Origin of the sequence: Saccharibacillus sp. WB 17, from assembly GCF_008634075.2 — a bacterium.
In the GTDB taxonomy this organism is placed as follows: Bacteria; Bacillota; Bacilli; order Paenibacillales; family Paenibacillaceae; genus Saccharibacillus; species Saccharibacillus brassicae.
The window spans coordinates 77,450-104,084 of sequence record NZ_VPFK02000002.1 but is presented as its reverse complement, the minus strand read 5'-3'; the positions used below and the strand labels follow the sequence as shown (position 1 = coordinate 104,084).

General features: G+C 60.4%; 22 protein-coding genes and 1 riboswitch. Of the genes, 14 read left to right on the top strand and 8 right to left on the bottom strand.

The window, feature by feature from the left end:
* Window positions 1–15: 15 nt before the first annotated feature.
* Complete coding sequence (locus FTE24_RS00480) at window positions 16–927, bottom strand: FMN-binding protein (RefSeq protein ID WP_150234748.1); 912 nt, start codon at window positions 925–927, stop codon at window positions 16–18.
* 374 nt (window positions 928–1,301) lie between these two features.
* On the opposite strand from FTE24_RS00480, the gene FTE24_RS00475 reads away from it, so the two are divergent.
* Both FTE24_RS00475 and FTE24_RS00470 read left to right on the top strand, forming a co-directional pair.
* Window positions 1,302–1,529, top strand: a complete 228-nt coding sequence (locus tag FTE24_RS00475; protein ID WP_202111693.1) for a hypothetical protein — start codon at window positions 1,302–1,304, stop codon at window positions 1,527–1,529.
* Between the two features lie 74 nt (window positions 1,530–1,603).
* Window positions 1,604–1,861, top strand: coding sequence for a hypothetical protein (locus FTE24_RS00470; RefSeq protein WP_150234750.1), 258 nt, complete (start codon window positions 1,604–1,606; stop codon window positions 1,859–1,861).
* Window positions 1,862–1,912: 51 nt separating this feature from the next.
* Here the strand turns inward: FTE24_RS00470 and FTE24_RS00465 are convergent, their stop codons facing one another.
* The 3 genes from FTE24_RS00465 to FTE24_RS00455 all read right to left on the bottom strand — a co-directional run bounded on the left by FTE24_RS00465 (window position 1,913) and on the right by FTE24_RS00455 (window position 4,266).
* The gene (locus FTE24_RS00465) at window positions 1,913–2,581 is read right to left on the bottom strand and encodes a GNAT family N-acetyltransferase (protein WP_150234752.1); all 669 of its coding nucleotides are present in this window, start codon (window positions 2,579–2,581) and stop codon (window positions 1,913–1,915) included.
* Between the two features lie 133 nt (window positions 2,582–2,714).
* The gene (locus FTE24_RS00460) at window positions 2,715–3,398 is read right to left on the bottom strand and encodes a GNAT family N-acetyltransferase (protein WP_150234754.1); all 684 of its coding nucleotides are present in this window, start codon (window positions 3,396–3,398) and stop codon (window positions 2,715–2,717) included.
* Between the two features lie 10 nt (window positions 3,399–3,408).
* Window positions 3,409–4,266, bottom strand: coding sequence for a carbon-nitrogen hydrolase family protein (locus tag FTE24_RS00455; RefSeq protein WP_150234756.1), 858 nt, complete (start codon window positions 4,264–4,266; stop codon window positions 3,409–3,411).
* A 215-nt stretch (window positions 4,267–4,481) separates the two neighbouring features.
* On the opposite strand from FTE24_RS00455, the gene FTE24_RS00450 reads away from it, so the two are divergent.
* On the top strand, window positions 4,482–5,876 hold the full coding sequence (locus FTE24_RS00450) for an ATP-binding protein (protein ID WP_150234758.1): 1,395 nt from the start codon (window positions 4,482–4,484) through the stop codon (window positions 5,874–5,876).
* 126 nt (window positions 5,877–6,002) lie between these two features.
* A complete protein-coding gene (locus FTE24_RS00445; RefSeq protein ID WP_141448344.1) occupies window positions 6,003–6,389 on the top strand; it encodes a RidA family protein in 387 nt (128 codons plus the stop codon).
* Between the two features lie 127 nt (window positions 6,390–6,516).
* Here the strand turns inward: FTE24_RS00445 and FTE24_RS00440 are convergent, their stop codons facing one another.
* A complete protein-coding gene (locus FTE24_RS00440) occupies window positions 6,517–7,266 on the bottom strand; it encodes a tryptophan-rich sensory protein (RefSeq protein ID WP_150234759.1) in 750 nt (249 codons plus the stop codon).
* A gap of 370 nt (window positions 7,267–7,636) precedes the next feature.
* Between FTE24_RS00440 and FTE24_RS00435 the strand changes: the two genes are divergently transcribed.
* The gene (locus FTE24_RS00435) at window positions 7,637–10,078 is read left to right on the top strand and encodes a glycoside hydrolase family 31 protein (RefSeq protein WP_150234880.1); all 2,442 of its coding nucleotides are present in this window, start codon (window positions 7,637–7,639) and stop codon (window positions 10,076–10,078) included.
* 76 nt (window positions 10,079–10,154) lie between these two features.
* Window positions 10,155–10,673 carry an SMI1/KNR4 family protein gene (locus FTE24_RS00430; RefSeq protein ID WP_150234761.1) on the top strand — a complete coding sequence of 173 codons (519 nt, stop codon included), beginning with the start codon at window positions 10,155–10,157 and terminating at the stop codon, window positions 10,671–10,673.
* A gap of 250 nt (window positions 10,674–10,923) precedes the next feature.
* Here the strand turns inward: FTE24_RS00430 and FTE24_RS00425 are convergent, their stop codons facing one another.
* Entirely contained in the window at window positions 10,924–11,325 is a 402-nt protein-coding gene (locus tag FTE24_RS00425) for an HTH domain-containing protein (protein ID WP_337189996.1), read from the bottom strand.
* Window positions 11,326–12,204: 879 nt separating this feature from the next.
* Between FTE24_RS00425 and FTE24_RS00420 the strand changes: the two genes are divergently transcribed.
* The 3 genes from FTE24_RS00420 to FTE24_RS00410 all read left to right on the top strand — a co-directional run bounded on the left by FTE24_RS00420 (window position 12,205) and on the right by FTE24_RS00410 (window position 17,128).
* The gene (locus FTE24_RS00420; protein WP_150234765.1) at window positions 12,205–15,288 is read left to right on the top strand and encodes a DEAD/DEAH box helicase; all 3,084 of its coding nucleotides are present in this window, start codon (window positions 12,205–12,207) and stop codon (window positions 15,286–15,288) included.
* Window positions 15,289–15,363: 75 nt separating this feature from the next.
* Window positions 15,364–16,155: a hypothetical protein gene (locus FTE24_RS00415; protein ID WP_150234767.1), complete on the top strand. Its 792-nt coding sequence runs from the start codon at window positions 15,364–15,366 to the stop codon at window positions 16,153–16,155.
* 157 nt (window positions 16,156–16,312) lie between these two features.
* Window positions 16,313–17,128 (top strand): M15 family metallopeptidase, encoded by an 816-nt coding sequence (locus FTE24_RS00410; protein WP_150234769.1) that lies wholly within the window; start codon window positions 16,313–16,315, stop codon window positions 17,126–17,128.
* A gap of 166 nt (window positions 17,129–17,294) precedes the next feature.
* Here FTE24_RS00410 and FTE24_RS00405 read toward each other — a convergent pair whose 3' ends face one another.
* The gene (locus tag FTE24_RS00405; RefSeq protein ID WP_237401567.1) at window positions 17,295–18,140 is read right to left on the bottom strand and encodes a GTP pyrophosphokinase; all 846 of its coding nucleotides are present in this window, start codon (window positions 18,138–18,140) and stop codon (window positions 17,295–17,297) included.
* 333 nt (window positions 18,141–18,473) lie between these two features.
* Here FTE24_RS00405 and FTE24_RS00400 point away from each other — a divergent pair, with 333 nt between their 5' ends.
* Together FTE24_RS00400 and FTE24_RS00395 are read left to right on the top strand one after the other, a co-directional pair.
* Entirely contained in the window at window positions 18,474–19,784 is a 1,311-nt protein-coding gene (locus FTE24_RS00400; RefSeq protein ID WP_150234773.1) for a hypothetical protein, read from the top strand.
* Window positions 19,785–20,149: 365 nt separating this feature from the next.
* The gene (locus FTE24_RS00395; protein ID WP_150234775.1) at window positions 20,150–20,455 is read left to right on the top strand and encodes a hypothetical protein; all 306 of its coding nucleotides are present in this window, start codon (window positions 20,150–20,152) and stop codon (window positions 20,453–20,455) included.
* Between the two features lie 982 nt (window positions 20,456–21,437).
* Here FTE24_RS00395 and mscL read toward each other — a convergent pair.
* Window positions 21,438–21,923 carry a large conductance mechanosensitive channel protein MscL gene (gene mscL / locus FTE24_RS00390; protein WP_141448355.1) on the bottom strand — a complete coding sequence of 162 codons (486 nt, stop codon included), beginning with the start codon at window positions 21,921–21,923 and terminating at the stop codon, window positions 21,438–21,440.
* A gap of 173 nt (window positions 21,924–22,096) precedes the next feature.
* Window positions 22,097–22,196: riboswitch (purine riboswitch) on the top strand.
* Window positions 22,197–22,538: 342 nt separating this feature from the next.
* Here mscL and FTE24_RS00385 point away from each other — a divergent pair.
* The 3 genes from FTE24_RS00385 (at window position 22,539) to FTE24_RS00375 (ending at window position 26,590) form a co-directional block, all read left to right on the top strand.
* Window positions 22,539–23,123, top strand: coding sequence for a xanthine phosphoribosyltransferase (locus FTE24_RS00385; RefSeq protein WP_141448356.1), 585 nt, complete (start codon window positions 22,539–22,541; stop codon window positions 23,121–23,123).
* 69 nt (window positions 23,124–23,192) lie between these two features.
* On the top strand, window positions 23,193–24,602 hold the full coding sequence (locus tag FTE24_RS00380) for a nucleobase:cation symporter-2 family protein (RefSeq protein ID WP_150234777.1): 1,410 nt from the start codon (window positions 23,193–23,195) through the stop codon (window positions 24,600–24,602).
* A gap of 299 nt (window positions 24,603–24,901) precedes the next feature.
* Window positions 24,902–26,590, top strand: coding sequence for a glycoside hydrolase family 13 protein (locus FTE24_RS00375; protein WP_150234779.1), 1,689 nt, complete (start codon window positions 24,902–24,904; stop codon window positions 26,588–26,590).
* The last annotated feature ends 45 nt before the right edge of the window (window positions 26,591–26,635 follow it).

The window sequence follows — 26,635 nt, the reverse complement described above, 5'->3', positions numbered from 1 at the left end:
CCGGGCAGCGGCGGCTTATTTCGCGTCCGCCAGCGCCTGTTCGGCCAGCTTGAGATAGGAGGCGACATGGATCGTCACGCCGCTGATCGCGTCCGTCGTTCCGTCTTCCTTCGTTTCGACCGCCGCCGGATCTTGTTTTTCGATCACGTACTGCTCGGCTTTTTCCGCTTCTTCATGCCATTCCGCTTGGGCGCCGCCGGCTTTCATGCCGTACTTGCCTTCTCTGGAATTCGTTTTCTTGTCTTCGCCGGCCGCATTGCTGCCGCTGAAGTTGATCGCCACGATGCGTCCGGCCGCTACCGTCGCATCCACGGTTTCTTTCCAGCCGCTTTCGGCATCGAAATCGGCCGCTTCCGCATGATACGCGCCGTCTTTGTACGGGCCGGCTTCGACCGGGCCTGCCGCAAGAGCGGTCTCCGCAAGCTTCGTGAAATCGTTCACGTGTATAGACACACCGGATACGACGTCGGTATGGCCTTCGGCATCGGTCGTGATCGCCGCCGGGTCCTGCTTGTCGATCAGGAACTGTTCGACTTTCTCCGCTTGTTCATGCCATTCGGACGAAGCGCCGCCGGCTTTCATGCCGTACTTGCCGGCTTCGGACGTCGCTTTTTTGTCCGGGCCTCCATTGAGGCTGGACGCGCTCCAGTCGGCGTCGGCAATTTTGCCGCCTGTCACCTGCAGGATCACGTACGGCTGCCAGCCGGATTCCTTGTCCATGTCCCCCTGGGCAAAGTACAGTCCGTCTTTCCATTGGGAAGCGTCGGCTGCCGTCTCCACCGCCGGTGCCGCCGCAGCCTCGCTCGCCGGTTCGGCCTGCGCTGCCGGCTCGGCTGTGACCTCGGCCGTCTCATTGCTTCCGCATGCCGAGAGCGCTCCTGCGAGAAGAACGCCGCACATCCATACGGCCCCGTGCTTTTTGTTCATGTTAACCCCTCCGTCATCTCTGAATGAGTCGTCCCCAAGGGCGACGCGCGCGGAAAACGATCACGTAAGATCGGGCTTCTTCCGGTCGGAACTGCGCCGGAAAAGAGTCGATGCACAGGTTCGATCTCCGTCCGTCACCGTTTTCATTTGAACAATAACATACAATTTGAAGTAATTAAGTGATAATAATCACAAAGTTTGGGGCTTGGGTCTCATTCTGCGCACAACACGTGAAAATGTGCCCATTTCCTTGCGCCAGGCGGCTCGGGCTTCTCCCTGCCGGGCATTCCCCGCAGGATTCCGCAGGGGATTCACCGAATAAAGGGAAGGGTAATTTACTTTAAATCGATCCATAACGTAAGGAGCTGAACTCTATGACGAACCCGATCGAAACCAAAGTGATCAAAGGCAGATGGAATCAGACCCAGCACGAAGCGAAGAAGCAGTGGAGCAAGCTGACGGAAGCCGACCTGGCGTATATAGACGGAGAAAAAGACCGGTTGATCGAGAAAGTGCGCGAGCGCTACGGACACGATGCCGAAGCGGCCGAGCTGGAGTACAAATCGTGGGCTTCGGCCTTGACGACGGGCGGCAACCGCTAAGCGTGCAGCCGATCCCAACGTACCTCTTGAGCATACTTGTGCCATAACTTTTCGAAAAGAGAGGGGATCAAGCCATGGTGGAATCCCGTGTCGTATCCGGCAGGGTCATCGAACGTCGCGGCCATGTCGTCATTACCGTGCAAGGCGATCTCGTCAGTTCCTACGACCTGCGTTATTATACGCTTCCCGAAGAGGAACGAACGGACTCCGCCGAAGAAGCGGCGCAGATTCCGCCTCGGCCCAAGCGCCCCATTGTGCTTCCTTATTGGAAGCGGCAGGCGCTGCCTCCCCTTTCCGAACCGGACAACCCAAAGAGTGCCAACCGCGCGTAACGCGCGATTGGCACTCTTTTTTGCGTTTGTCCGGCTGCGGCGTGGCTTCGCTTACAGCGGAAGCAGCGCGGCATCGCCGCCGCGTTCGAGCGATTCCACCATGTCCGTCCATGCCGCCGGCTTGGGTTCAAGCACGGCGTAATACGTGCGCAGGAACCTCGCGACGAACGGTCCCGGCAGCGAAGTCTGCCCGGCGTAGGGCAGGAAGCACAGGTCGAGTCCGCTTACCGCTTCGCCGTCCTGCTGCCAGGACGGATGCACGTATTCGAAGTCCAGACGGCGATAGCCGAGATGGGCCAGCACCTCGCGCCGCACGAACGGGTCCATCGGCTTCACTCCGCCGAATGCATGTTCGTTCGAGCGGTACGGATCGTAAATTTCGGCGAACATGCCCTGCAGCGTGCCGCCGGCTTCGGCGGCCAGACGCTTGAGGTCCGCTTCGCGGCGCGCCGCGAGGAACGGGCCGATGCCGAGTCCCGGCCGGCCGATAATCGTGAAGTCGGTCATGGCGATCTTGTCGTCGGCATAATAGCGGTATTCCGTGGCGCCGACGACTTGCCCTTCATGCACGGCGACGAACACTCGGATACCGGGATCTTGCAGAGGTTCTGTCCAGAGATCGAACGCCAGCACTTCTTCGGGCGGGAAAATCTCGCTCATGAGCCGGTGCAGGCCGGCGAACAGCGGATCGGCAATATCGGTTACGCGAACATAGTCCATGTCTGATTCCTCCGATGCGTGAATTTAAATTTAACGGTTCGGTAAGGCGAGGTAAGGTCTATCCAAAAGTCCTATCCCAAAAGCCTCTATTCCAGTTTCTACTATAGAAAGAAAAAAGATGGCGGATAAAAAGTCAGGGCTTTAGCAGCGGATTGCGCCATTCCATTAGCAGCGCGTGGTCGGCCGATTCCGGGTCGTCCAGATAGTCCGTCACGACGGACATCGGCGTTCGCCCGCAGTGCAGCAGGAAGCCGATCACCGGATCGCGGCGGCGGCCGTGCAGGACGTCGTCGACGTAAGCTTCCGGCGTCAGCTGCGATCGGACGGCGCCGTAACCGGGCATGCGGGCGCCGCCGAGCAGACGTGCAAGACCCAGTCCGACGACCAGCTCATAGGCCGATTGGAGCATCTGCTTGCCCAGGCCGAGGCCGCGCGCAGCCGGCGACACGCTGATGTCGACGACGTACAGCGTATTACCAAACGGATCATGCGTGCCGATATACCCATTATCGGTCATGTCGCTCCAGCTGTGCTGCGCCTGCTTCGGATCGAACGAGGCGATCAGCGTCGTGAGCGAGCCGACCAGGCGTCCTTCCACTTCGGCGCACAGCGCTCCGACGGGGAAGATTTCCATATGCCGGAGCAGCTGCTCGCGGTTCCACCAGAGCTCGGACGGATAAGGCGGCGGGAAGCATTCGCGCTGGATCGCGATCAGGCCTTGTATATCGGCCGGCCCGTAATTGCGGATGCGCAGCTGCTGCGGCCGTCCTTCGCGGAAGACGTAGCCGGTCTTCTCGTAGCGTTCGACAGGAGGCATGTTCATCGCCTTAAGACCAGTCCGTATACAGGTCGGTCCGGCGATCGCGCCAGGTCGTGACCGAGCCTTTTTGGCGGACCTGCTCCAATAGGTCCAGATCCAGATCGGCGACGACGATCATGTCGTCGTTGATCTCGCCTTCCGCCACGATGCCGCGCGGAGGAAACGGCACGTCGTTCGGCGAGATCATCGCCGCCTGGCCGAAATTGCCGCGCATGAAATCGACCGTCGGCAGCGAGCCGACCGTGCCGGTCGTCACGACGTAGATTTGATTCTCGATCGTTCGCGCATGGCAGCAGTAGCGGACCCGATGGAAGCCGTGCCGGTCATCGGTGCAGGACGGGCAGAAGATCACGTCCGCGCCTTTGGCCCGGGCGATACGGACGATCTCCGGGAATTCGATATCGTAGCACGTCAGCAGCGCGATCTTGCCTTTGTCCGTGTCGAACACGGATACTTCGTCGCCCTGGGCCATATTCCATTCGTGGACTTCGGTCGGCGTGATATGGATTTTCTCCTGCGTCGCGACGCGGCCGTCGGGATAGAAGAGGTGCGCCGTGTTGTACAATTTGCCTGCGCGGCGCACGACATGCGTGCCTGCGATGATGTGCATGTTGGACGACTGGGCGAGTTCGCGAAACAAATCGAGGTAAGCCTGCGTATAATCAGGGAGACTCCCGATTCCCTGCGCCTGCCCGTGCTCGTCGGGGATGGACAGCAGTTGGGTCGTGAAAAATTCGGGGAACAGCAAAAACTCGGTTTCGAACTCCAAAGCCGTTTTTACGTAATGTTCGGCCTGCTTGGCAAATTCGTCAAAAGACGAGATCGAATGCAGATGATACTGTACAGCGGCTGTACGCATTTTCATCGGACGAAAACCTCCTTGAAGTCAAGATACCCCAATCATAGCAAATCGGCCGAACCGCGACCACACACAGTTCTTCTTGACAAAATATGTATCGTATATAAAAATAAAAGATCATACGTTCGAATTTTTCGCATACATACTTTTGGGCTGAATCTTGGAGTATGAGAAAGCCGACGACAACCGGAGCGGAAGAACCAGGAAATAGAGGCGAAAAAATGGAATTTCCGAAAATGTTCGTGCAAAATATGGCGGTGCTGGTCACCTTCGCCTATGTCGCCAACCTGATCTACAAGTACGCAATTTTCCGCGCGCCCGGTACGGCAAAATATATAGGTTCCGTTCTGCTGCTTATTGCGGGCGGATGGTTTTCGATGTTTTTCGGGTTCAATCTGTCCGAAGACGTTATCTTCGACATGCGTATGGTGCCTCTGCTGATCGCCATTTTCGTGTATACCCGTCCTTCGATCGTGTTTGCCGTGGGACTCGGGATCGGCTTGACGCGTTTCTCGTTCGGCTGGAGCGAAGCGGCCGTGGCCGGCTTCGTCAATCTGGCGATTCTCGGCGTCGCGGGAGCGCTGCTGAATGTGTGGCTTCGCCGCCTGGACTGGAATTTCTTGCGCCGCGCCGCGCTCGCCATCGTCGTGATGAACGTGCTCAACAGTCTGAATATCGCGATTCTCGGCGTCATTCCGGCCGGGTACTACCTGTCGCACATCGTTCCGTATACGCTGCCTACCGCTCTGCTGCTGTGCGGGTTGTTCGCTTTTATCCTGCGCGATTTCCAGAAAGAACAGCAGCGCACCCTCGCGCTCGCGGAAGCGAACCGCCTGCTCAAGGAGCAGACGGAGGAACTCGGCAAGAACGAGATCGTGCTGGAAGACCGGGCCAAGCAGCTGCAGCTCGCTTCCCAGTACAAATCGGAATTTCTGGCGAACATGTCGCACGAACTGCGCACGCCGCTCAACAGCATCATCAATCTGGCGCAGTTTATCTCGGAGTCGGCTGAAGACACGCCGATCGAAGAGACGACGCGTTACGGGCAATTGATTTACCATTCGGGCGAAGACCTGCTCAAGATCATCAACGACATTCTCGATCTGTCGAAGGTCGAAGCGGGCAAGCTTGAGATTGTCAACGAAGACATCAGCCTTCAGGAAGTGCCGAGCTGGGTCGGTTCGTATTTCGAGCTGACGGCCGAGCACAAGCAGCTGGACTTCAATATCCGCCTGGAGAGCAGCCTGCCGGACACGATCCGTTCCGATCCGCAGCGTCTTCAGCAGATTCTGCGCAACCTGCTCGCCAATGCGTTCAAGTTTACCGATCAAGGCTCGGTCGAGCTGCGCATCTACAAGGCGGAAGAACCGCAGCTCAAAGGGGAGTGGATCGTGTTCGCGGTCCGCGATACGGGTATCGGGATCGCGGCCGAGAAGCATTTCACGATTTTCGAGGCGTTTCAGCAGGCGGACAGCACAATTGGCAAAAAATACGGCGGTACCGGTCTCGGACTGTCCATCAGCAGCGATCTGTCGCGCCTGCTCGGAGGCTTTATCCGCATGGAGAGCGTCGAAGGCAAAGGCAGTACGTTTTCGCTGTTCCTGCCGCTCTCCTGAGAGCGGCTTTTTGCATCCATAGGCGGAGGAAACCGTCGGCAGTGTCCGCCCTTGACGGATGGGTTGCCCAATGACGCTTTAACGCTTAAACTGACTGTATACTTATACCGAAAAGGATGGGATTACATGTCGCACAGCAAAAAAACGATCGTCACCGATAAAGCGCCCGGCGCAATCGGACCTTACTCGCAGGCCGTAGCGGCCGGACCGTTCATCTTCGCTTCCGGTCAGCTCGGCGTGCATCCGCAGACCGGCGAATTCCCGGACGGCGTCGAAGCGCAGGCCAAGCAGTCGCTGGAGAACGTCAAAGCGCTGCTGGAAGCGGCGGGCAGCGGTCTTGACCGCGTCGTCAAAGCGACGATGTTCCTCAAGGACATGAACGATTTCGCCGCGGCGAACGCCGTCTACGGCACGTTCTTCAGCGAGCCTTACCCGGCGCGCAGCACGATCGAAGTCGCGCGCCTGCCGAAGGACGCGCTGGTGGAGATCGAAGTGATCGCGCTGGCCGAATAATCGGCCGCTTGCCCGGCCGGATGTTTGCCGGCCGACCCGAATACAAGAAAAGCCGACTGCGGGATGCAGTCGGCTTTTTTTGCTTTTTTTCGCTAACAGGCACAGCATACGGTAAAAGGTGGATGCTTCAGTCCCGGTCCCGGATCGAGCGGATAAACATCCAGACCGCGAACAGCACGAGCACGATCGAGATCACGAGAGCGGTCAGTTCGACGGAGCGAACGGTGTCCGACTGCTCGACCGAGATCGCGTACAGCGCCCAGGCGAAGACGAGCGGGTACACGCCGTCGCGGAACCGGAAGCCGATCGTGAACGCAAGCGCCGCGGCGACGATCAGAATGGCGATCGCCCAGCCGGCATTGCCGAATTCGTATTTGGTGCACAGGGCGGAGATGTTGACGATGGTCGCGACGCTGATCCAGCCCAGGTACATACTGAACGGCAGCTTCACGAACACGATGTCCAGCACTTCCAGACGTTCCCCATGCAGGCGGGTACGGACATAGATCATGATGATGCTGAGCAGCAGCAGCAGCATGACGACGACCGACAGTTCGATCAGCAGATAATGCCAGCAGAACAGCCACGCCATGTTCAGCACGCAGCTGACCGCGAACCACGGCCCGGGAGCGGCGGCGGAAGCCCGGCCTTTGCGTTCGGCCACGAACGCGTAGATCGCGAAGCCGATCAGCAGCACATAGATGACCGACCAGATGGAGAAAGCGAATCCCGCGGGAGTCAGCAGGTTTTTGAACATGTCGGAAATTTCGCGCGTGTCGCGGCCGGCGAGCGGCAGCAGCGTCGACAGGGCGTTCACCGCGATTACGGCTGCGAGCAGCACGGCGTTCAGCCATTTGTACGGATTTTTCGTCGTCAAAAGAGGTCGCTCCTTTCGGTATAAACATAGGATTTCGTCAACGAATGACCGGCAGGTCATTTCTTCTACAATTCCTTTTACCCCGAATTCGTCGGCGCGCACCCCCGTGGTCGAAACTTTTCGATTGCGGGGCGGCGAAAGGGATGCCATAATCGGGACAGAAGCAAGCGTTTTGACCGTATTTTACGAATTTATGCAAACGTTTGCCCGTATCGGTGCGCGAAAAGGGTCACCCGCCTGTTCAGACAGGGCAATTCAGGTGAAGTATGTGAGTACAAGCATCGCCCGCCGAGACGGCGGCCGCGATATCAAGCCGTCTTCGATCCGCTGCCGGGTGGAGAGGCGGTCACACAAGGAGCTGACGCAAAAGATGGATACGAGTGAAGCGATACACCCCGACCGCGTGGGACCGATGATTATTCAGGAAGCGTGGGGCACGATTGGCAAAGCCCTGGCGCTGGACCATATGAACGGCGTCTACGTCTGTCGCGGAGAGCGCGCGTCGTTGGCGTTCGTGTTCCTCGGCGAAGACCTGTTCCGCATGAAGCTGTTCATGGGCCGGGAACCGGACCTGTCCACGACGATCGCCGTGCTGCCGCGCGAGAGCCGGCCGCTGGAAGCGGAGATCGAAGAAACGGAACGCGTCTGGAAACTGAGCGCCGGCCATCTGGTGCTGGAGATCGAGAAGCAGTCGTGCGCCGTGTCGGTGTTCGATCTCGAAGAACGGCTTATTGCCCGCCAGAACAACATCAGCTGGAATCCGCGCGGAGCCATTCATTCGGTGTACGACATGCCGGGCGACTCGCACTTTTACGGGTTGGGTGAAAAAGCGAGCTTTCTCGATAAGCGCGGCGAGCGCTACACGATGTGGAATACCGACGTATACGCGCCGCATATGCCGGAGATCGAAGCGCTGTACGAATCGATTCCGCTGCTCGTCCATCTGCACGGCCAATGTTCGTACGGTATTTTCCTCGACAATCCCGGCCGTACCGACTTCGATATGCGCTCGCACGGCATCGCCTACACGATCGGCTGTTCGACGGGCGACTACGACATCTACTTCGTGTACGGCCCCGAACTCAAAAGCGTCGTACGCGGCTACACCGAGCTGACCGGCCGGATCGCACTGCCGCCCAAATGGGCGCTCGGCTACCACCAGTCGCGCTACAGCTACATGGACCAGAACGAAGTGCTGCATCTGGCGCGAACGTTCCGGGAAAAAGAAATTCCGTGCGACGTCATCTACCTCGACATCCACTACATGGACGAATACCGCGTGTTCACGTTCGATCCGGTCCGTTTTCCCGATCCCGAAGCGATGATGGCCGAACTGAAGCAGTTGGGCATCCGCATCGTGCCGATCGTCGATCCCGGCGTCAAAAAAGACCCCAAGTATTCCGTGTACCGCGAAGGCGTCGAACAGGGCCATTTCAGCCGCAAACTCGAAGGCGATATTTTCTTCGGGGACGTGTGGCCGGGGACGAGCGCGTTCGCCGACTTCACGAACGATACGGCGTCGGAATGGTGGGGCAACCTGCACAAGTATTACACGGACCTCGGCATTCCCGGTATCTGGAACGACATGAACGAGCCGGCCGTCTTCAATGCGTCCAAAACGATGGACCTCGACGTCATGCACGGCAACAACGGCAATCCCAAGACGCATGAGGAGCTGCACAATCTGTACGGGCTGCTCATGTCCAAAGCGACGTACGAAGGGTTGAAAAGAAATATGGACGGCCAGCGTCCGTTCGTGCTGACGCGGGCCGGCTACTCGGGTATCCAACGGTACGCGGCGGTGTGGACAGGCGACAACCGCAGCTTCTGGGAACATATGGCGCTGGCCATGCCGATGGTGCTCAATATGGGCTTGTCCGGCCTGGCCTTTGCGGGACCGGATATCGGGGGCTTCGCGCATCACGCGTCGGCCGAACTGCTCGTGCGCTGGACGCAGATGGGCGTGCTGTTCCCTTACTGCCGCAACCATTCGTCGATCGGGACGCTGCGGCAGGAGCCGTGGTCGTTCGGTCCGGAGATCGAAGGCATTTTGCGCGAATATATCGGGCTGCGCTACCGCTGGATGCCGCATCTGTACAATCTGTTCCATGAGGCGTCCGAGACGGGACTGCCGCCGATGCGCCCGCTGCTGCTCGAATACCAGAACGATCCGCACGTGACCAATCTGTGCGACCAGTTCCTCGTCGGCAGCGACGTGCTGGCTGCGCCGATCTACCGGCCGGACACCGAACACCGCGCCGTCTATTTGCCGGAAGGCGACTGGTTCGATTACTGGACCGGCGAGAAGCTTGCGGGCGGGCGCCATATTCTGGCCCATGCGCCGCTGAGCGTCATGCCGCTGTACGTCAAAGCCGGCGCCGTTATCGCGGAAGGCGAACCTAAGCTCTACGCGGATGACCGGACGGACGAGACGCTGACGCTGCGCGTCTACGGCGCTTCGGCGGAAGAAGGCTTCAAAGCGTCGTACAGCCTGTACGAAGACGACGGATCGAGCTTCGATTACGCGAGCGGCGTCTCGTCGCTGATCGAGTTCGAACTGCGCGGCGAAGCCGGCGGCCTCGAACTGAGCTATCGCTACGAGCGCAGAGGCTATGCCGCCAATCGCAATCTGCTGCGCTTCGCGCTCGTCTGCACGGCGTTCAAGCCGTCGTCCGTCGAAGGACTGGGCGAGATCACGGCGGAAGACGCGGAGCACGGCCGCGAAGGCTGGTACGTCGACGCGCAGACCGGAGGTCTGATGCTTCAGGTGCAGGATACGAGCCAGGGCGCGGTGTTCAAGCTGCGCGGCTAGGTACAGGCAGCATGCCCTTCGGCCTGTTCACCGGGCGGCAGGGAGATAAACGCAAGGAAGCGGAGGTCGGGCGGTCATGTGGAAAATCATCGAAGCTTACGACCGGATCAATAGCTGGATTCGGGCAAGCGAAGGACAATTTATCGAGCTGGACAACGGCGAATCGTGCCGCTTTCTCAGGCGGCGTACGTTCACGGGGCAGGGGTTGGACGAGTTCGAACAGGCGTCCGGAATAGAGCTGCCGCCCGAATACAGGCGGTTCCTGATCGGGGTTGGCGCGGTCGAGCTGTTCGCCGGACCGCTTGGCGACGGCGTTCAAGTGCTCGGGCCAGGCGAGATCGAACACTTCTCGCGGACGCTGTTCGACGGGCGGGGAGAGAATCCCTACCCGGCGCTGCTGCCGGCCGTGGCGATGCCCGGCTCCGGCGCGTTCGGCGCGTTCCGGCCGGCGAGCGAACGCGAACAGCGGTACGGCGTGTTCGATTTCCGGCGGCTGCCGGCAGCCGGACGCGCGGCTCCCGGCTTCGCGTCGTTCGACGACTGGGTAGCCGAACTGGCCGACAGCCGGGGGAAGTTCGACCGGGCGGGGGATTGAAGCGGGGGAAGGGCGGAAGGTCCGGCCCGCTTCCGTTCCGCGTTTCCGCATGCTTGGGCGCGGACAACTTGGGCGCGGACAACTCGGGCGCGGACAATCGGACACCGCCGGTCCCGTGCAAACATTCGAAAAAGGCCGGGCGCATGCAAGGGCGTCCGGCCTTTTTGGCGCGCTTTTTTTGGCTGATGCTGACGGTTTTTTGACTAAAAGAGCGGTTGGGCGGGCAACATTTTTCGCAAAAAGACCTCGTCTATAGATCGTTCCTGCGGTAGATCAGGAAATACAGGAACAGTACGCCGACGGACAGTTTGAACCGCTTCTCGGCGGCGACCCGGCGTCCGGCCAGAAAGCGCTCGGCGTCCGACGGTTCGACGCCGCTGTGCAGCGCAAGCGTCTCGGGCGTGAGGCCGAATTGTTCCGTCAACCCGTTCATGATGACGCGCAGCCGGTCTTCGGGGAGAATGGCCGGCGTATTGATGCCCATGCCGAGAAAAGCGATCAGGCCAAGCGCGGACGAACGGTGCCCGGCTTCCAGATGGTCCAGGTCGCTGTCTCCGCTTGCATAGGCTTCCAGATCGCTGCGGCCGATTCCGGTCAGCTTTTCCAGCGTCTCCAGCGGGATTTTGTACGTCTCCACCGCTTCGTTGAGCAGGGAACGGTTGCTCGGCGCCGCGATAGACGGGAGTTCGTCTTCGAANAATCATTCAAATCATTCAAATCATTCAAATCATTCAAATCGTCCCAACGTGCAGGGAGAGTGTTGTCGGAAAAGCCCGCCACGCAGTCAGATGCAGTCAGTGAAATCGGCTCTGCTCGTACCCTGCGTACCGGAAAAAGCAACATCCCGGCCTGAACGGCCCGAACGGAAAAAAGCTGACTTTTCGTGCGGATTTCACGGTTTTGAGCGCTCTTTTTTCACAAATACGCACATCAAGTCAGCATTTTCGCGGAATTGCGCCGATTGCGGGCCGAAGGAAGCGGAAATGGTGACCGGAAGTCAACTTTGCGGCCAAAAGGGACGCATGCCGAGCACTTTTGTTGACTTTTCGTCCCTATTTTCGGCTGCGGGGATCGGGATCTCTGCTCGACCATAGCTTCCGGGCCGGAACCGCCGCGCAGGAACGTCCATTATACCGCAGAAGCGCGCGTCCGTTAATCGGCTGCCCGTGTGCCGGGCTTTCCGGCCCGCCGTGCCGACCTGCCGTACCGAATGGCCGGAATGCGCGATCCGCCGCGGCGTTCCGCAACGGTCGGGCGGCAGCCGGGCGGCGGATGCAGTCTCGCGAAAAAGGTTCGGGAGCAGGCTGTCGGCAGCGTCTTCGCCCCGATCCGAGCCGGATTCGAAGTCTCCCCGCGAGGCCGCCGCGGCGCTCCGATCCGGCGGGTTGGACCGCGAAATCGGCAGGGAATCCGCACGCACGTTGCAGAATCAGTCGAAAAATTGGCGAATATCGTTTAGAATGGGGAGAAGGGCAATTTTGGCTTGTTCATTTTTAAATTTAAAAAAAGCGGACAAAGACGGGGGACAAACATGAATCAACCGCTTTATGGCATATGGCTGGGAGACGTCTTCTTCTGCTTCTCCGGCGAAACGTCGGAGCCGAAGGTGGACGCCTGGACCCGGCAGGCGAGAAAACTGGATATCGGCGGCGACAAACCGCTCCGTCAGGCGGCACTGCGCCTGGCCGAGCTCCGCTGGCCGGGCGCGTCTTCGCGCCGGGGCCGCGGACGCGGCTTCGGCGGCAGGACGCTGGAAGGACTGGCCCTGCCGGCCGCGGCGGCGTTTACGCTGCTGTCGGATTTCGACGAGAAGAAATTTGCCGCGCAGGGCTTCGCGCCCGGCGCGGAGATGCGATATTGGAGCGCGGCGGTAGGCTTCGCGCGCGACCTGATGGCGGCCGGCTGCTTTGCGCCGGGCGCCGATCCCGCGGCAAGGGTCAGCGCGCGCAGGGCGTCCGAGCTGACCTTTACCGGGACGTGGAAGCCGCTGCTGGAGCGGCCGGAAGACCTGGAGCGCTTCGCGGCGCTGGCCGCGGCGATGCCGCCGGTAGGGCTGACGGCGCCCGGCGCGGCGGGCACCGAGGAAGAATCCCCGCCGCTTGGCCGGGCGAAGGAACTCGTGCTGCACTCGTTCCTGTCCGCGCTGATCGACGGACAGATGCGGGTGCTGCTCGGCGGGATGCGCAGCGCGCTGCCGCAGATGAAGCTTCCTTACCGGCGCGGTTACTCGCCGCTCGCTTCGCTGTGGTGGAACAGCCTGCTCGACCCGCAGCGCGAGACCAAAGTGCAGGGCGGCTCGGAAGACGTCGAGGAGCTGGAGCGGCAGATCGCCGCGCTCGGCGGCTCGGTGCCGGAGAGCCCCGACGAGGGCGAAGCTTCGAGCGCCAAGCTGAGGCTCGGCCTGCGGCTGGAGCCGCGCGTGTCCGATCTGGACGGCGGCGGGGAAGACCGCTGGCGCCTTGCGTTTCGCGCAGAGGACGAACTCGAAGCCGGGTCTTCGCTGCCGGCTTCGGACATTTGGAGGCTGACCGACGAAGAACTGGTGCTGCGCGGGCGAAGCTACGCGGAGCCCAAGCGCCAGCTGCTCCGGCTGCTGATCGGCGCCGCGCAGCAGGCGCCGCAGCTTGAGGAAGCGCTCCGGCAGCCCCATCCCGAAGAAGCCTGGCTCGGCGCGCAGGACATGTTCGATTTCCTGATCGCCGGCGTACCCGCGCTGCGGGCGGGCGGCGTGCGCATCGAGATGCCTTCGCGCTTCACGAAGCGCGGCCGCCGCGCCGCGGGCGTGAAGCTCAAAGCCCGGCTCGAACCGAGCCGGAGCGGAGAAGGCGAAGCGGCGCTCGGCATCAAGCAGCTGGTGGAATTCGATCTGGAAGCAACGATCGGCGATACGACGCTCGGCCTTGAAGAACTGCGGCGAATCGCCGAAGACGGCGTTCCGCTCGTCTTCTTGAACGGCGAGTGGGTCGAGGTCGACGTGAAGGAAGTGCGCCAGGTGCTGCGCCTGCTCAAGAAGCAGACGGTGCACGAGATGACGTTCGGCGAGCTGCTCAAGCTGTCCGCGTCCGAAGAAGATTCGGTCTGGAACGGCGTCGGCGTCTCGGGGATCGAGACGTACGGCATGCTGTACGACCTGCTTCGCGGCGGCGGACGCGCTTCGGTGGAGCGCGGCGTGCCGGAAGAGCTGAACGGTACGCTGCGTCCGTACCAGGAGCGCGGCTACCGCTGGCTCTCGTCCATGCGCGAGATGGGCTTCGGCGCCTGCCTGGCCGACGATATGGGCCTCGGCAAGACGGTGCAGGTGATCGCCTGCCTGCTCGACCATCCGATGCCCGGGCCGAAGCTGATCGTCTGTCCGACTTCGCTGCTCGGCAACTGGCAGCGGGAAGTGCAGCGCTTCGCGCCCAAGTTCACGCTGCACATGCATCACGGCACGCAGCGGCTCAAAGGCGAAGCGTTTGCCAAGTGCGCCGGCGAGCACGACATCATTCTGACCACGTATCCGCTGATCGGGCGGGACGTGGACGAATTCCGCGGCATCGTCTGGGCGTCCGTCGTGCTCGACGAAGCCCAGTCGATCAAAAACTACGGGACGAAGCAGGCCCAGAACGTCATGAAGCTGAATTCGCCGCACCGGATCGCGGTGACCGGAACGCCGGTCGAGAACCGCCTGGCCGAGCTGTGGTCGATTTTCCAATTCATGAATCCGGGGTATCTCGGTTCGGCGGCTTCGTTCCGGCGCCGCTTCGGCGCCAACGCGCCGCAGGTGCCGGAAGAGAGCGACAAACTGCGCACGATGGTCGCGCCGTTCATGCTGCGCCGTCTCAAGAGCGATCCGGACATCCGCAAGGATCTGCCGGAGAAGATCGAGCTCAAATCGTACTGCGAGCTGACGGTCGAACAGGCCGGGCTGTACCAATCGGTCGTCGGCGAGCTTATGCAGCGCGTCGAGAGCCGCGAAGCCAGCAGCCGGACCGTCCGGCAGGGTATCGTCCTGTCGGCGCTCACGCGCCTCAAGCAGATCTGCGACCATCCCGCGCTCGTCAAGGACCACGGCACCGGCGCGTTCAAAGCGGACAAGTCCGGCAAGCTCATGCAGCTCGTCGAGCTGCTCGACCTCATTCGCGACAACGGCGAATCGGTGCTCATCTTTACGCAGTACGTGCGGATGGGCAAGCTGCTGGCCGAAGAATTGAACCGGCGTTACGGCGAGGAACCGATGTTTCTGCACGGTGCGGTCAAGAAGGAAGAACGCGACCGCATGATCCGCACGTTCCAGGAAGGCGAAGGCGCGAGCGCGTTTATCCTGTCGCTCAAAGCGGGCGGCCTCGGCCTCAACCTGACGCGGGCCAACCACGTCGTCCACTTCGACCGTTGGTGGAACCCGGCTGTCGAGAACCAGGCGACCGACCGCGTCTTCCGTATCGGGCAGCAGCGCGGCGTTCAAGTGCACAAGCTGATCTGCCAGGGAACGCTGGAAGAGCGGATCGACGAGATGATCGAGAACAAGAAGACGTTGGCCGAACGCGTGACCGGAACCGGCGAACGCTGGTTGACGGAGATGTCCAACGAAGAACTGCGTACGCTCGTGTCCCTGCAGGGAGAGCGGATCGAGTAGACGCGGGTAAGGCGTCCGGAGCGCAAAGCGGCTATCCGGCCGCAAGCGCGTACGGCGAAGAGGGGTGATCTGGAGATGAACGACCTGTACGTAGTACAATTGGAAGCGAAGCCGGGCCTGCTGGCCGCCGTCGTCGAGGAAGCACGACCGGACGGAGGCAGGGAATCGCGGCGGATCGAAATTCCGCTGCGGACCGTTTCGCCGAAGCAGCGTTCGGACTGGCGGCGTCTGGCCGCCCGTTCGGCGCTTGGCCTGCATCGCCTGATCGAGGAAGCGGGCGAGCTGGCGACGGCCTGGCCGGAACAGGAAGACCGCGCGAGCGAAGCGCCTCCGACCGGCGAACCGCTGGAGAGCCGGATCGAAGCGGCGGGGACGGCAGGCGTTCCGTCCGTGCCTGCCGAGCTTCCGCTCGGCGCCGGCACGGCCGTATGGGAACTGGCTGCCGCGGAAGCGGGCGGCGGTCCGGAAGTGTGGGTCGCCCTTGACGCGGCGGCCCGGGCGGCCCGGACACGTCCGGCATTCGGCCTCGTGCTGGCCGGCGTCGATCCCGGCGAGCTGGCCGACGAGGCGCTGGCCGCCTGGAGCGCTGGCTGGGAAGACGCGGGCGAAGACGACGCCAGCAAGGCGGGGCCGCGCGCCGCGCCCGAAGGCGGCGGCCGGGAGATCGCCGAATGGATCGCCGCCGCGGCGGAGAACGGGCTGCTGCATGAGCACGGCCGGCTGCCGGACGAGCCGAAGCCGGCGAGAAAAGGCGCGGCGCCGCTTGAGCTGGCGCCGTGCGATTTCTCGCTGCTGCCGGACGCCGCTCCGGCAGCGGCGGCGCTGGCCGAGCTGCGCAAGGCGATGCACGCCCGGTTGGCGCGTTGAAGGCAGGCCTTGTCCGGCCTGCCAGTTTGACTTAGGGGGAAGAGGCGGGGCACGGTCCTTTGTGGGCCGATGCCCCGAACTTCGTCCGCACACGAGGCGTTTACGCAAGGCGGGCAGCAGCAGGCGGATCAAAGCACGGCATCAGGGAGGAAGAAGTATGCGAAAATACGCGGCATCGAAATGGGCGGCGCTCGTGCTCGGCACGGCGCTGACGGCAGGACTGTTGAGCGCCTGCGGCGCGGCCGGCGCATCGGTCGAACCGAAGCCGCCGGTCCAAAAGCCAGGCAAAGGCGGGGAGGAAGGCACAGCCAACCCTCCGAGTCCGTTCGCGAAGGATTCCCTTCAGGCGACGGTCGAGCAAAAGGACGGCAAAGCGTTCGTAACCAATCCGGATTCGATGCACGTCGTCGTCAACAAAAAGCGCTATCTGCCCGACGGTTACGAGCCGGCCGATCTGGTCGTGCCGAACGTCGAATTTTCTTTTGGCGGCACGATAGAGAAAAGTCATATGCGCAAAGAAGCCGCCGGCGCGCTCGAAAAGCTGTTCGCCGGAGCGAAAGAAGCCGGAATCGATCTGTACGCCGTATCCGGCTACCGCTCCTACAAGCGGCAGAAGTCCATTTACGACAACAACGTGGCCCAGCGCGGCGAAGCCGAAACGGCGAAATTCAGCGCCCAGCCGGGAACGAGCGAGCATCAGACCGGCCTGGCGATGGACGTGTCCGCGCTCAGCGTGCAGAACGAGCTGGAGCAGGCTTTCGGCGAGACCGAAGAAGGACGCTGGGTGGCGGAGCACGCGCAGGACTACGGCTTCATCGTGCATTACCTCGAAGGCAAAGAAGACATCACCGGCTATTCGTACGAGCCGTGGCATGTGCGCTACGTCGGTCAGGAACTGGCCGAAGCGGTGCACGCGAGCGGCTTGACGCTTGAAGAATATTTGGACGAAGCCAACCTGAACGCGCAGAAGTAGCGGGCGGAATCCCTGGAACCCGGGGCATGCCGGCGTCGGTATGTCCTGCGGCATCCTGCAGCCCGCCTGTTCCGCGCATCACGGCAGCAAAAAGAACCTTCAGCCCGCTTTTGGCGGAACGGAAGGTTCTTTTTGCTGCGCGGAGGCGGCGTTTGGTCGCTCTTTTTTAGTCAAAAGCATTTTTGGAAACGCTTCCCTGCCTGCGCTCGCGTTCGCTGCGTACGGGGGCGGGTGTGGGGGAGGACCCTGCATTCGGATGCTGTGCGTAGCTGCGGCTCACTTCCTCCAGGTCGGCCCCTTCCAACAGGTCTTCCTCGCTGAGGGACATCACTTCGCTGCGCAGAGTCAGCATCTTGCGATCCAGCTCGCCGGCCGCGCCGGCCGCCGAAGACAGTTCGCGCTCCAGATGGTCCGGCACGCGGCGGTCGTATTTGTACAGCAAAATATGTTCCAGACTGGCCCAAAAGTCCATCGCGAGCGTCCGCATTTGGACTTCGACGCGCACCCGGCAGAGCCGTTCCTCAAAAATGACCGGAACGGACAGCAGCACGTGCAGACTGCGGTACCCGTTGCTTTTCGGATTCATGATATAGTCCTTGATTTGCAAAATGCGCAGGCCGTGATGACGTCCGATACGTTCGAGCAGCAGATAAATATCGGTCACGAACGGGAACACGATCCGCATGCCGGCGATATCGTAGATGAAGTCGGCCGCATGGTCCGCGGACGGTTCGAGCCCGAGGCGCGACAGCTTGCCGAGAATACTGTCCGGTTCTTTGACCCGCGTCTTGATATGTTCGATCGGACTGAAGCCTTCGTCGCTTTTCCATTCCCGGCGGATCGCTTCGATCTCGGCTTCCAGTTCTTCCAGCGCCAGCCGGTACAAGTCGGGAGGACGTACCCAAGCGCCTGCGGGGAAAAGAACGTCGTCTTCCTCCGGACAGGCCGCTCTTTTTAGGGCTTCGCGCTCGGAGTCTTCCGGCGCGATCGTAAACGGTGTGGTCGTATTCAAAATGATCTTCTCCTGATTATGAGCTTCGATTGTGGGATCGGCGCATCTATTGTAAACTGACAAGCATAGGAAACTGCTCTGCGGCAGAGGACGCCCAAGCGCCCAATGCTTGATTTTACGACTTTGGGGCGGGAATGTCCATGCGCCTTTCCGTCTTATCTTGTAACCGCAATGACGGGGGCGCGAATCCTTCGTTCGGGCGGGCACGGACCTCCGCGCGATCGGACATTTTCGCATGCCGGGGCAAATCGTGTAGAATAAAGGGACGAGAGTGCGGCGCCGGCTTTTCCGGTCGTGAAAAGCCGCGCCGATCGGATAGAGGAGGAGACGAGCTTGAACTTTTTGCAGCGGATCAAGGACGGCGCCGGACGGGCTTCCGAACGCGCCCAGAGCGCGGTCGAGATCGGCAGATTGAACAGTCACATTTCGGATATTCAGCGAGAGATCGAAGTGCATTACCAGCGTATGGGACAGGTATTCTACGAAAGCTACAGCAAACGCGACACGTCGCCGGCCGAGGACGAGATCATGGAGCTGTGCACCGCCTGCGACCTGCTGACCGAAGAGATCGCCGAACTGCGCGGCCGGATCGCGGATCTGCGCAACGAGAAGCTGTGCGAGTGCGGAACGCGCCTCGTGGCCGGGACGGTCGTCTGTCCGCACTGCGGACGTCCGGTTGAACCGGAAGCCGAAGAAGCGGCGGAAGACAAGCCGGCCGAGCCGGCGGCAGCGGTTGAACTGCGCAAAGAAGCGCCGCCCGCGGGGAACCGGGTGGAAGCGGAGCAGGTGCACGATCTCGTGAACGATCCGGCTCCTCTTGCGGAGAGTGACGTGTCCGTCGAAGACATCGGGTACGCGGACGAACGATCCGGTTCGGAAGCTTACGAGGCGGCCGCTTACGACTCCGGGGCGGATGAGCCGCCGGCTTCGGGCCGCGACGGTCGCGGCATGTACGACGACCGCGAACGGGCTTACGTCGAAGACGAGGCGGAAGAAGTGTACGCGGCGGCGGCTCCGGCCCGGCGCGACGCATTCGTTCCGCCGCCGGCGCCGGCGGTCGCGGCGCCGGAAGACGCCGAAGACGAGTTGTTCGAGACGAAGCGATTCGAACTGGGCCGCGAGGAAGACGAAGGGCGCAGCCCGGCGGCTCCGGCTGCGTTCGAAGACGACGATCGGGAAGAGATCGAGTATTCGCCTTCGCGCGAGCGGTCGGCCCGTTCCGGCGAAGAGACCGCCGAAGAGCGGGAAGAACGCCAGCGGCGCGAGCTGCGGGAGATTCGCAGCCGCGAGCGGCGCAAGATGAAGGAAGAGCGCGAACGGCAGATGCCCGCCGAAGCGCCCGAAGCGAAGCCGGTCTACGAAGAAGAACCGGTATTGGCACCTGTGCCTGCGCACGATCCGGAAGCCGAACGCCGGCAGCGGGAGCGGGTCGAACGCGAGAAAGAGCGCCAGGACGAGCTGGATCGCCTGATCGCGTCGTGGAACCGCGGCGGACAGGAACCCGTCGAAGAAGGGTCCGACGAGCGCGTGGAACCGATCATCGGCCGCCGCCCGGTCGGCGAAGTCGTACGCTGCCAGGTTTGCGGCAGCGGCCTGCCCAAAGGGTCCAAGTGGTGCCCGCACTGCGCTTCGGAACAGGTGTGAGGGTGGAGCGTTAAGCCTTGTTCTAGGGCGGTTGAAGCTCTAGTTTCGGTCGTCGCGTCTAGGTCTAGGACGGTTGAGGCTGGGCTTCGGTCGTCGCGTCTGGGTCTAGGACGGTTGAGGCTGGGATTTGGTTGTCAAGCTTGGTTCTCAAGCGCTTGAGCCCGGCTTTCGGTCATCACGTCTGGTTCGCCCTGCTCGTTCGGTATGCTTCAGCCTATCCTCTGCCTTCCGGGCAGGGGATACGTGTTTTGGCGGCGAATTTGGCGATTCCTGCAACGTTTCGCACGGCAAACCGTATAAAAGGTATGGATGTGAAAAATAGAGCAAAGTTTCCGACTCAAGTTTATACGAAAGGGTGAAGAATCATGGAATGTATCGTACACTTCGAAGTGATGCAGCACGAAGAACTCAAACAGCTTAGAGGACTGATCCTGATCGAAAAAGGCGAGCGTCCCCAAGAAGAAAAGTTCGTCAAAATGTTCGCGCGCATGGGATACAAAGTGCGCCTCGACGATGCCGAACAGCGGATCTTCAAACCGATCGACCCGTCGTCGCCCTACCAATGGCTGCGCATCCGCGAACTCGACCTGGGCGAAGACAAAGGCAGCGAATACCGCGAGCTGAACGCGATCGTCGCGAACCTGCTGCCCAACCGCAATCGACCGATTTAAGCGGGGTCGCGAATTATCGCAATATCCCAATATCCCAATATCTCTGCATGATAGAGCACAATCTCAGATTCTTGCAGCCTGCCGCCAGAAATCCCAAACCTGAATTCCCAAGTACAAATCCCGCAGTCCGGAATCCAGGCTTGCCGGAATGCCGATAAATCCCGCTCTCCCAATGGAGGGCGGGGTTTCTTTGCCTATTCGGTAGTTGAAGTCTGAAGTCAAAGTCCGTCGTCCCACTTCGCAGTCCAAGGCCCGCCGCCCAAACTCTGCATTCCCAAGCCCTTCCCCGCCAGTCGCTTCCGCCGCACGGCTCCAATCCGCCGCCACCGCACTCGACGAATCTCCCATCTTCGCACTCCTTGAATCTCCAGCTCCCACGGTGTTCGAATTTTGCAGCTTGGAGGCCCGGATTCGAAACGTAACGAACCCTCATATCCCTATTTGCTGCTATTTCGCGTTTTGAATAATCTAACGAATCCTCATATCCTTATTGGACGCAATTAGGACGATTAAGGCCGTTTTTAGGCGAATAGCGTGATGACGATTCGTTAAAATTCGTAAAAGCGTTCTGGAGCGCAAATAGCGTGACTAGGGTTCGTTAGCGCGGCCGTGCGGGCGGGAAAAGCTGCTTTTACGTGAATCAGGAACCGGGAACCGAGAATCGGCAGTCTGCAGTCGGAGCCAGGAATGGCGTGCAGTCGGTGGCGAATTTTCGCGCGTTATTCCTGCCGGAAAGCTGGGTTCCGGCGTTCTCCGCCACAGCATACGTTCGTCCGGTTTCCCCACACATTCGTCCGCCGGCCGAACCCGGCGGATCACGCCTTCACCACGCCTTCGCGCGATCAAATTCCGCGCCCAAAAAAGCCCCGCCTGCTCCCAAAAGCGTTGGCCGGGGCTTTCCTGTCTTGCCTCAATTCGCATTTCTATGCGCACGTATATGTATATTGCCGCATCTACATGCGCGCACCAACACTCCCAGCCCTTACACCCCCGCCTGAGCCGGAGCAAGTTCCGACGTGCAGTGCGGGCAGCGGCTGGCTTTGGCCGATATTTCGCTCAGGCAGTGCGGGCAGGCGCGGGTCGTTTTCTCCGGCGCCGGCTTGTCGTGTTCTTTGCGCTTCAGCATATTGATGCCTTTGACGAGCAGGAAAATGCAGAAGGCGACGATGAGGAAGTCGATCACGTTGTTGATGAACTGCCCGTAGGCGACGACCGCGGCGCCGGCCTGCTGCGCCTGGGCCAGCGTCCGGATCGGAGAGCCGTCGGCCATGACGATATCGGGATCGAGATTGTAGAACAGGTCGGCAAAATCGACTCCGCCGAGCAGTTTGCCGATCGGAGGCATGATGATGTCGTTGACCAGCGAGGTGACGATCTTGCCGAACGCCGCCCCGATGATGACGCCGACCGCGAGATCGATGACGCTGCCGCGCATGGCGAATTCTTTGAACTCTTTGATGATTCCCATACTTTTCCTCCCATTGAATGAAATGTCGGCTTCGCGCGCACAGATGACGAAAAAGCAGAACTGGATTTCGCGCTGGCATTAAACGGTTTTTACCATTGTACATCAGATTGCCGTTTGGAAAACTCACTTTTCATGTAAATTTCACTTTTCATTCCGGCAGATTCGGAGTATACTTCAAACATTATTTCATTTTTCGTATAGGTGCGGGAATAGGCCCGCATGTCTCTACCCGGTCGCCGGAACGATCGGACTACGGAAAACGACTGCCCGGGGCTCTCAACGCCCCGGTTTCCCGGCGCTGCCTGCTGCGACGATCCACCCGCTTCCGGCCCGGAGGCCCTGCTGCGCACCCGCGATTCGCGGCCTGCACGAGCCGGCTTTCCGCCGAAGCGCTCCGATCGTCTGCGCGTCCGCGCCGCGGCGCCACGGCCGTGTCTGCTTCGCAGACCCCGCCGCATAAGGCGCCGTGCGCTGCTGTCGTACGCACCCGGGAATCGCTTCAAGGCGAAGCTTTGCAGTCGTTGACTCCACAGTCCGCTTTTCTTCCGCGACGGAAGAGAGGCGGGCTTTTTTGCATTTCCGCTTTTGAAAACAGACATCCGGGGGGAACTACTTATGAAACTTTTGCAGGATAAAGTGTTGAACGAAGGCATCGTATTGAGCGATCAGGTACTGAAGGTGGATTCGTTCCTGAATCACCAGATGGACCCGGTCCTGATGAAGGAAGTCGGACGCGAATTCGCACGGCTGTTCGAAGGGGAAGGCATCACGAAAGTGCTGACGATCGAATCGTCCGGCATCGCGCCGGCGATCATGGCCGCGCTGGAGTTCGAAGTGCCGATGATTTTCGCGCGCAAGCAGAAGTCGCTGACGCTGCGGGAAGACATTTATGTGGAAAAAGTATACTCGTTCACCAAGCAGCAGAGCAACGACGTCACCGTCTCCAAAAAGTTCCTTTTTCCCAACGACAAAGTTCTGATCATTGACGATTTCCTCGCTCACGGCGAAGCGGCGCTGGGATTGGCGAAGATCGTGGAACAGGCCGGAGCGCAGGTGGCGGGCATCGGCATCGTGATCGAAAAATCGTTCCAGAGCGGCGCGCAGCGTATCAAGGACGCGGGCTACCGGGTGGAATCGCTCGTGCGCGTCGCTTCGCTCTCGGAAGGCAAAGTATCGTTCGTGACGGAAGCGGTACACTGAATTTAAGCGGGTTCGGGAGCCATGCGCATTGACCAAGAGAAACGCACATCAGGGGAGGAATTACGTTTTATGAGTTCGGACCGCATTTTCCAAAAACACCGCCATCCGGCGAAAACATTCTCGCTCGGCCTGCAGCACGTGCTGGCCATGTACGCCGGCGCGATCGTCGTACCGATGATCGTCGGCAACGCGATCGGCATGACCCAGGAGCAGCTTACGTACCTTATCGCGATCGACCTGCTCGCCTGCGGCGTCGCGACGCTGATGCAGGTCTGGGGCAACCGGCTGTTCGGCATCAAGCTTCCGGTCGTGCTCGGCTGCGCGTTCCAGGCCGTCTCGCCGATGATCATGATCGGCAACGCGCCGGGCATGGGGATCGGGGCCATTTACGGGGCGATTATCGCTTCGGGCTTGTTCATCTTCCTCTTCTCCGGCCTGTTCGGCCAACTGATTCGCCTGTTCCCGCCGATCGTGACCGGTTCGGTCGTGACGATCATCGGCGTGACGCTCATTCCGACGGCGATGACGAACCTCGGCGGCGGACAGGGAGCGGCAGACTTCGGCAGTCTGTCGAACATTCTGCTCGGCTTCGGCGTGCTCGTCTTTATCGTGCTGCTGAACCGCGTCTCGACCGGCTTTATCCGTTCCATCTCGATCCTGATCGGCCTCGTCGCCGGCACGGTCGTCGCGACGTTTATGGGCAAAGTGGACTTCTCGCCGGTGGCGAACGCCAGCTGGTTCCACGCGATCACGCCGTTCCATTTCGCGACGCCGGTCTTTAACGTCAGCGCGATCCTCACGATGATCCTCGTCGCGATTGTCAGCGTCGTCGAATCGACGGGCGTGTTCATGGTGCTGGGACGCATCGTCGGCCGCGATATCGGCTCCAAAGAACTTGCGCGCGGCTACCGCGCGGAAGGCCTTGCGATCATGCTGGGCGGCATCTTCAACTCGTTCCCGTACACGACGTATTCGCAAAACGTGGGCCTCGTGCAGATGAGCCGCGTCAAGACGCGCGACGTCGTCGCCGTGGCGGGCATCCTGCTCGTCATCGTCGGTTTTATTCCGAAGATCGCGGCGACGGCGCAGCTGATTCCGTCTTCGGTGCTCGGCGGCGCGATGGTCGCGCTGTTCGGCCTCGTGCTGTCGTCGGGCGTGCGCGTGCTGGGCGACCAGGTCGACCTGTCCCGCCACGAGAACCTGTTCATCATCGCCTGCTCCGTCGGGATGGGACTCGGCGTCTCGACCGTGCCGGGCCTGTTCGCGGGTCTCCCGGAACAGCTGCGCATTCTGGTGGACAACGGCATCATCGCCGGCAGCTTCACCGCCATTCTCATGAACCTGCTGTTCAACGGCCTGGGCGAGAAAAACGCGCATCTCAAAATTACCGGCGACGACGACGTATTCGGCGGCGAAACGGCGCCGGCCGCTTCCGCGGACACGGCTTCGTCCCAAACGGGCGTCGGCCGGATCGGCTGATCTCAGCAAAACCCTTCACAGCAAAACACTTCCTAACCAAAGACCGGCTCCCGCCGCACAAGCGGGATGCCCGGTCTTTTTTTGCCTGCTTTCTATAAATTTGAAAGAGCCTGTCCCGAATTGGGTTACAATAGAGGTAGACAACCAACAAAAAACGTACGGATTACTACCTTGTCAGCTCTTAATCCGAGGTTTACGTTCCCTTCAAGCGCACACGCTTTAGGTGCGTTTGAAGGGGGCGTAACCTTACCTTTAGCGTTGACAAGGGATTACACTACTATTCGCTTCGGGGTGACTTAATGAACAAGAAATGGTGGAAAGAAAGCGTCATTTACCAAATTTATCCGATCAGTTTCAAAGACACGACGGGCGACGGCAAAGGCGATCTGCGCGGCATCATCGAAAAGTTGGATTATTTGCAGGAGCTGGGCGTGGACGCTATCTGGATCTGCCCGATCTACACGTCGCCGGATTACGATAACGGGTACGACATCAGCGACTATTACGGCATCGATCCCAAGTACGGCACGATGGACGATTTTGACGAACTGCTTCAGAAAGCGCACGCCCGCAGCATTCGCATCATCATGGACCTCGTGCTTAACCACAGCTCGCATCTGCATGAATGGTTTATCGAAGCATCGGCTTCCAAAGACAACCCCAAACGTGATTACTATATCTGGCGCGAACCGAAGGAAAACGGCGGTTACCCGAACAACTGGGAATCGTATTTCAGCGGATCGGTCTGGGAATTCGACGAACGCACGCAGGAATATTACATGCACCTGTACGCCAAAGAACAGCCGGACCTGAACTGGGAAAATCCCGAAGTGGTCCGCGAGCTGCACGACATGGTGAAGTGGTGGCTGGAAAAAGGCGTGGACGGCTTCCGTTTCGACGCCATCTCGCATATCGTCAAGGCCGAAGGGCTGCCCGACGCGGACAACCCGCAGAACCTTCCGGTCGTGCAGGCGTACCACTTTTTCTCCAACCTCGACAAAGTGCATTATTTCCTGCGCACGCTGAACGAAGACGTCCTCGATTTTTACGACATCATGAACGTGGGCGAAGTGTCCGGTCTCGGTCCCGAGCAGGCACTCGATTACGTCGGCGAAGGCCGCAACGAGCTGGACATGATCTTCCAGTTCGAGCACATGTTCCTGGATGCCAAGTCCGGCGGAACGGGCAAATGGGACATCAAGCCGTGGACGCTGATCGACCTCAAGAAGATCATGAGCCGCTGGCAGACCGTTCTGCACAAAAGAGGCTGGAACGCCAACTATATGAGCAACCACGACCAGCCGCGCCAGGTGTCGAGATTCGGCAACGACAAAGACTACCGCGTGCGTTCGGCCAAACTGCTGGCGACGTTCCTGCATACGCTGCAAGGGACGCCGTACATCTATCAGGGCGAAGAGATCGGCATGACCAACGTGCAGTTCGATACGATCGAGCAGTATCGCGACGTCGAGACGCTGAACTATTACAAGCAGTGCAAGCAAAAAGACATGGAAGAACGCGAGATCATGGAGCGCATCTGGAAAAAAAGCCGGGACAACGCCCGCACGCCGATGCAGTGGACTTACGGCGAACATGCCGGCTTCACGGACGGCGAGCCGTGGATGGGCGTCAACCCGAATTACGCCAAGATCAACGTCGAAGCCGCGCGCAAAGACCCGGATTCGATTTTCCATCATTACCGCAAATTGATCGCCCTGCGCAAGAAGCACGAGGTGCTCGTCTACGGCGACTACAAACTGCTGCTGCCGCTGCACGAGGAAATCTACGCTTTCGTGCGCACGTGGGAAGACGAGAAGCTGCTCGTCATCCTGAACTTTTTCAGCGGCACGCCTTCGTTCGAATGGCCGGAAGACCTGCGCGCCCTGAAGCCCGAGCTGCTGATCGCCAACTATGAGCCACTCGAAGACGAAGACGTCTACGACCTGACTCTGCGCCCTTACGAGGGCCGGGTGTATAAGCTCGTGTGAGCGGAGCGGATTCTAACAAAAGCCTTTCCCTTAACAAAAAAGGGG

Excerpts from the sequence above, each read along its gene's own strand:
- FTE24_RS00480 (WP_150234748.1), bottom strand. The coding sequence starts at position 927 with ATGAACAAAAAGCACGGGGCCGTATGGATGTGCGGCGTTCTTCTCGCA.
- FTE24_RS00475 (WP_202111693.1), top strand. The coding sequence starts at position 1,302 with ATGACGAACCCGATCGAAACCAAAGTGATCAAAGGCAGATGGAATCAG.
- FTE24_RS00470 (WP_150234750.1), top strand. The coding sequence starts at position 1,604 with ATGGTGGAATCCCGTGTCGTATCCGGCAGGGTCATCGAACGTCGCGGC.
- FTE24_RS00465 (WP_150234752.1), bottom strand. The coding sequence starts at position 2,581 with ATGGACTATGTTCGCGTAACCGATATTGCCGATCCGCTGTTCGCCGGC.
- FTE24_RS00460 (WP_150234754.1), bottom strand. The coding sequence starts at position 3,398 with ATGCCTCCTGTCGAACGCTACGAGAAGACCGGCTACGTCTTCCGCGAA.
- FTE24_RS00455 (WP_150234756.1), bottom strand. The coding sequence starts at position 4,266 with ATGAAAATGCGTACAGCCGCTGTACAGTATCATCTGCATTCGATCTCG.
- FTE24_RS00450 (WP_150234758.1), top strand. The coding sequence starts at position 4,482 with ATGGAATTTCCGAAAATGTTCGTGCAAAATATGGCGGTGCTGGTCACC.
- FTE24_RS00445 (WP_141448344.1), top strand. The coding sequence starts at position 6,003 with ATGTCGCACAGCAAAAAAACGATCGTCACCGATAAAGCGCCCGGCGCA.
- FTE24_RS00435 (WP_150234880.1), top strand. The coding sequence starts at position 7,637 with ATGGATACGAGTGAAGCGATACACCCCGACCGCGTGGGACCGATGATT.
- FTE24_RS00430 (WP_150234761.1), top strand. The coding sequence starts at position 10,155 with ATGTGGAAAATCATCGAAGCTTACGACCGGATCAATAGCTGGATTCGG.
- FTE24_RS00420 (WP_150234765.1), top strand. The coding sequence starts at position 12,205 with ATGAATCAACCGCTTTATGGCATATGGCTGGGAGACGTCTTCTTCTGC.
- FTE24_RS00415 (WP_150234767.1), top strand. The coding sequence starts at position 15,364 with ATGAACGACCTGTACGTAGTACAATTGGAAGCGAAGCCGGGCCTGCTG.
- FTE24_RS00410 (WP_150234769.1), top strand. The coding sequence starts at position 16,313 with ATGCGAAAATACGCGGCATCGAAATGGGCGGCGCTCGTGCTCGGCACG.
- FTE24_RS00395 (WP_150234775.1), top strand. The coding sequence starts at position 20,150 with ATGGAATGTATCGTACACTTCGAAGTGATGCAGCACGAAGAACTCAAA.
- mscL (WP_141448355.1), bottom strand. The coding sequence starts at position 21,923 with ATGGGAATCATCAAAGAGTTCAAAGAATTCGCCATGCGCGGCAGCGTC.
- FTE24_RS00385 (WP_141448356.1), top strand. The coding sequence starts at position 22,539 with ATGAAACTTTTGCAGGATAAAGTGTTGAACGAAGGCATCGTATTGAGC.
- FTE24_RS00380 (WP_150234777.1), top strand. The coding sequence starts at position 23,193 with ATGAGTTCGGACCGCATTTTCCAAAAACACCGCCATCCGGCGAAAACA.
- FTE24_RS00375 (WP_150234779.1), top strand. The coding sequence starts at position 24,902 with ATGAACAAGAAATGGTGGAAAGAAAGCGTCATTTACCAAATTTATCCG.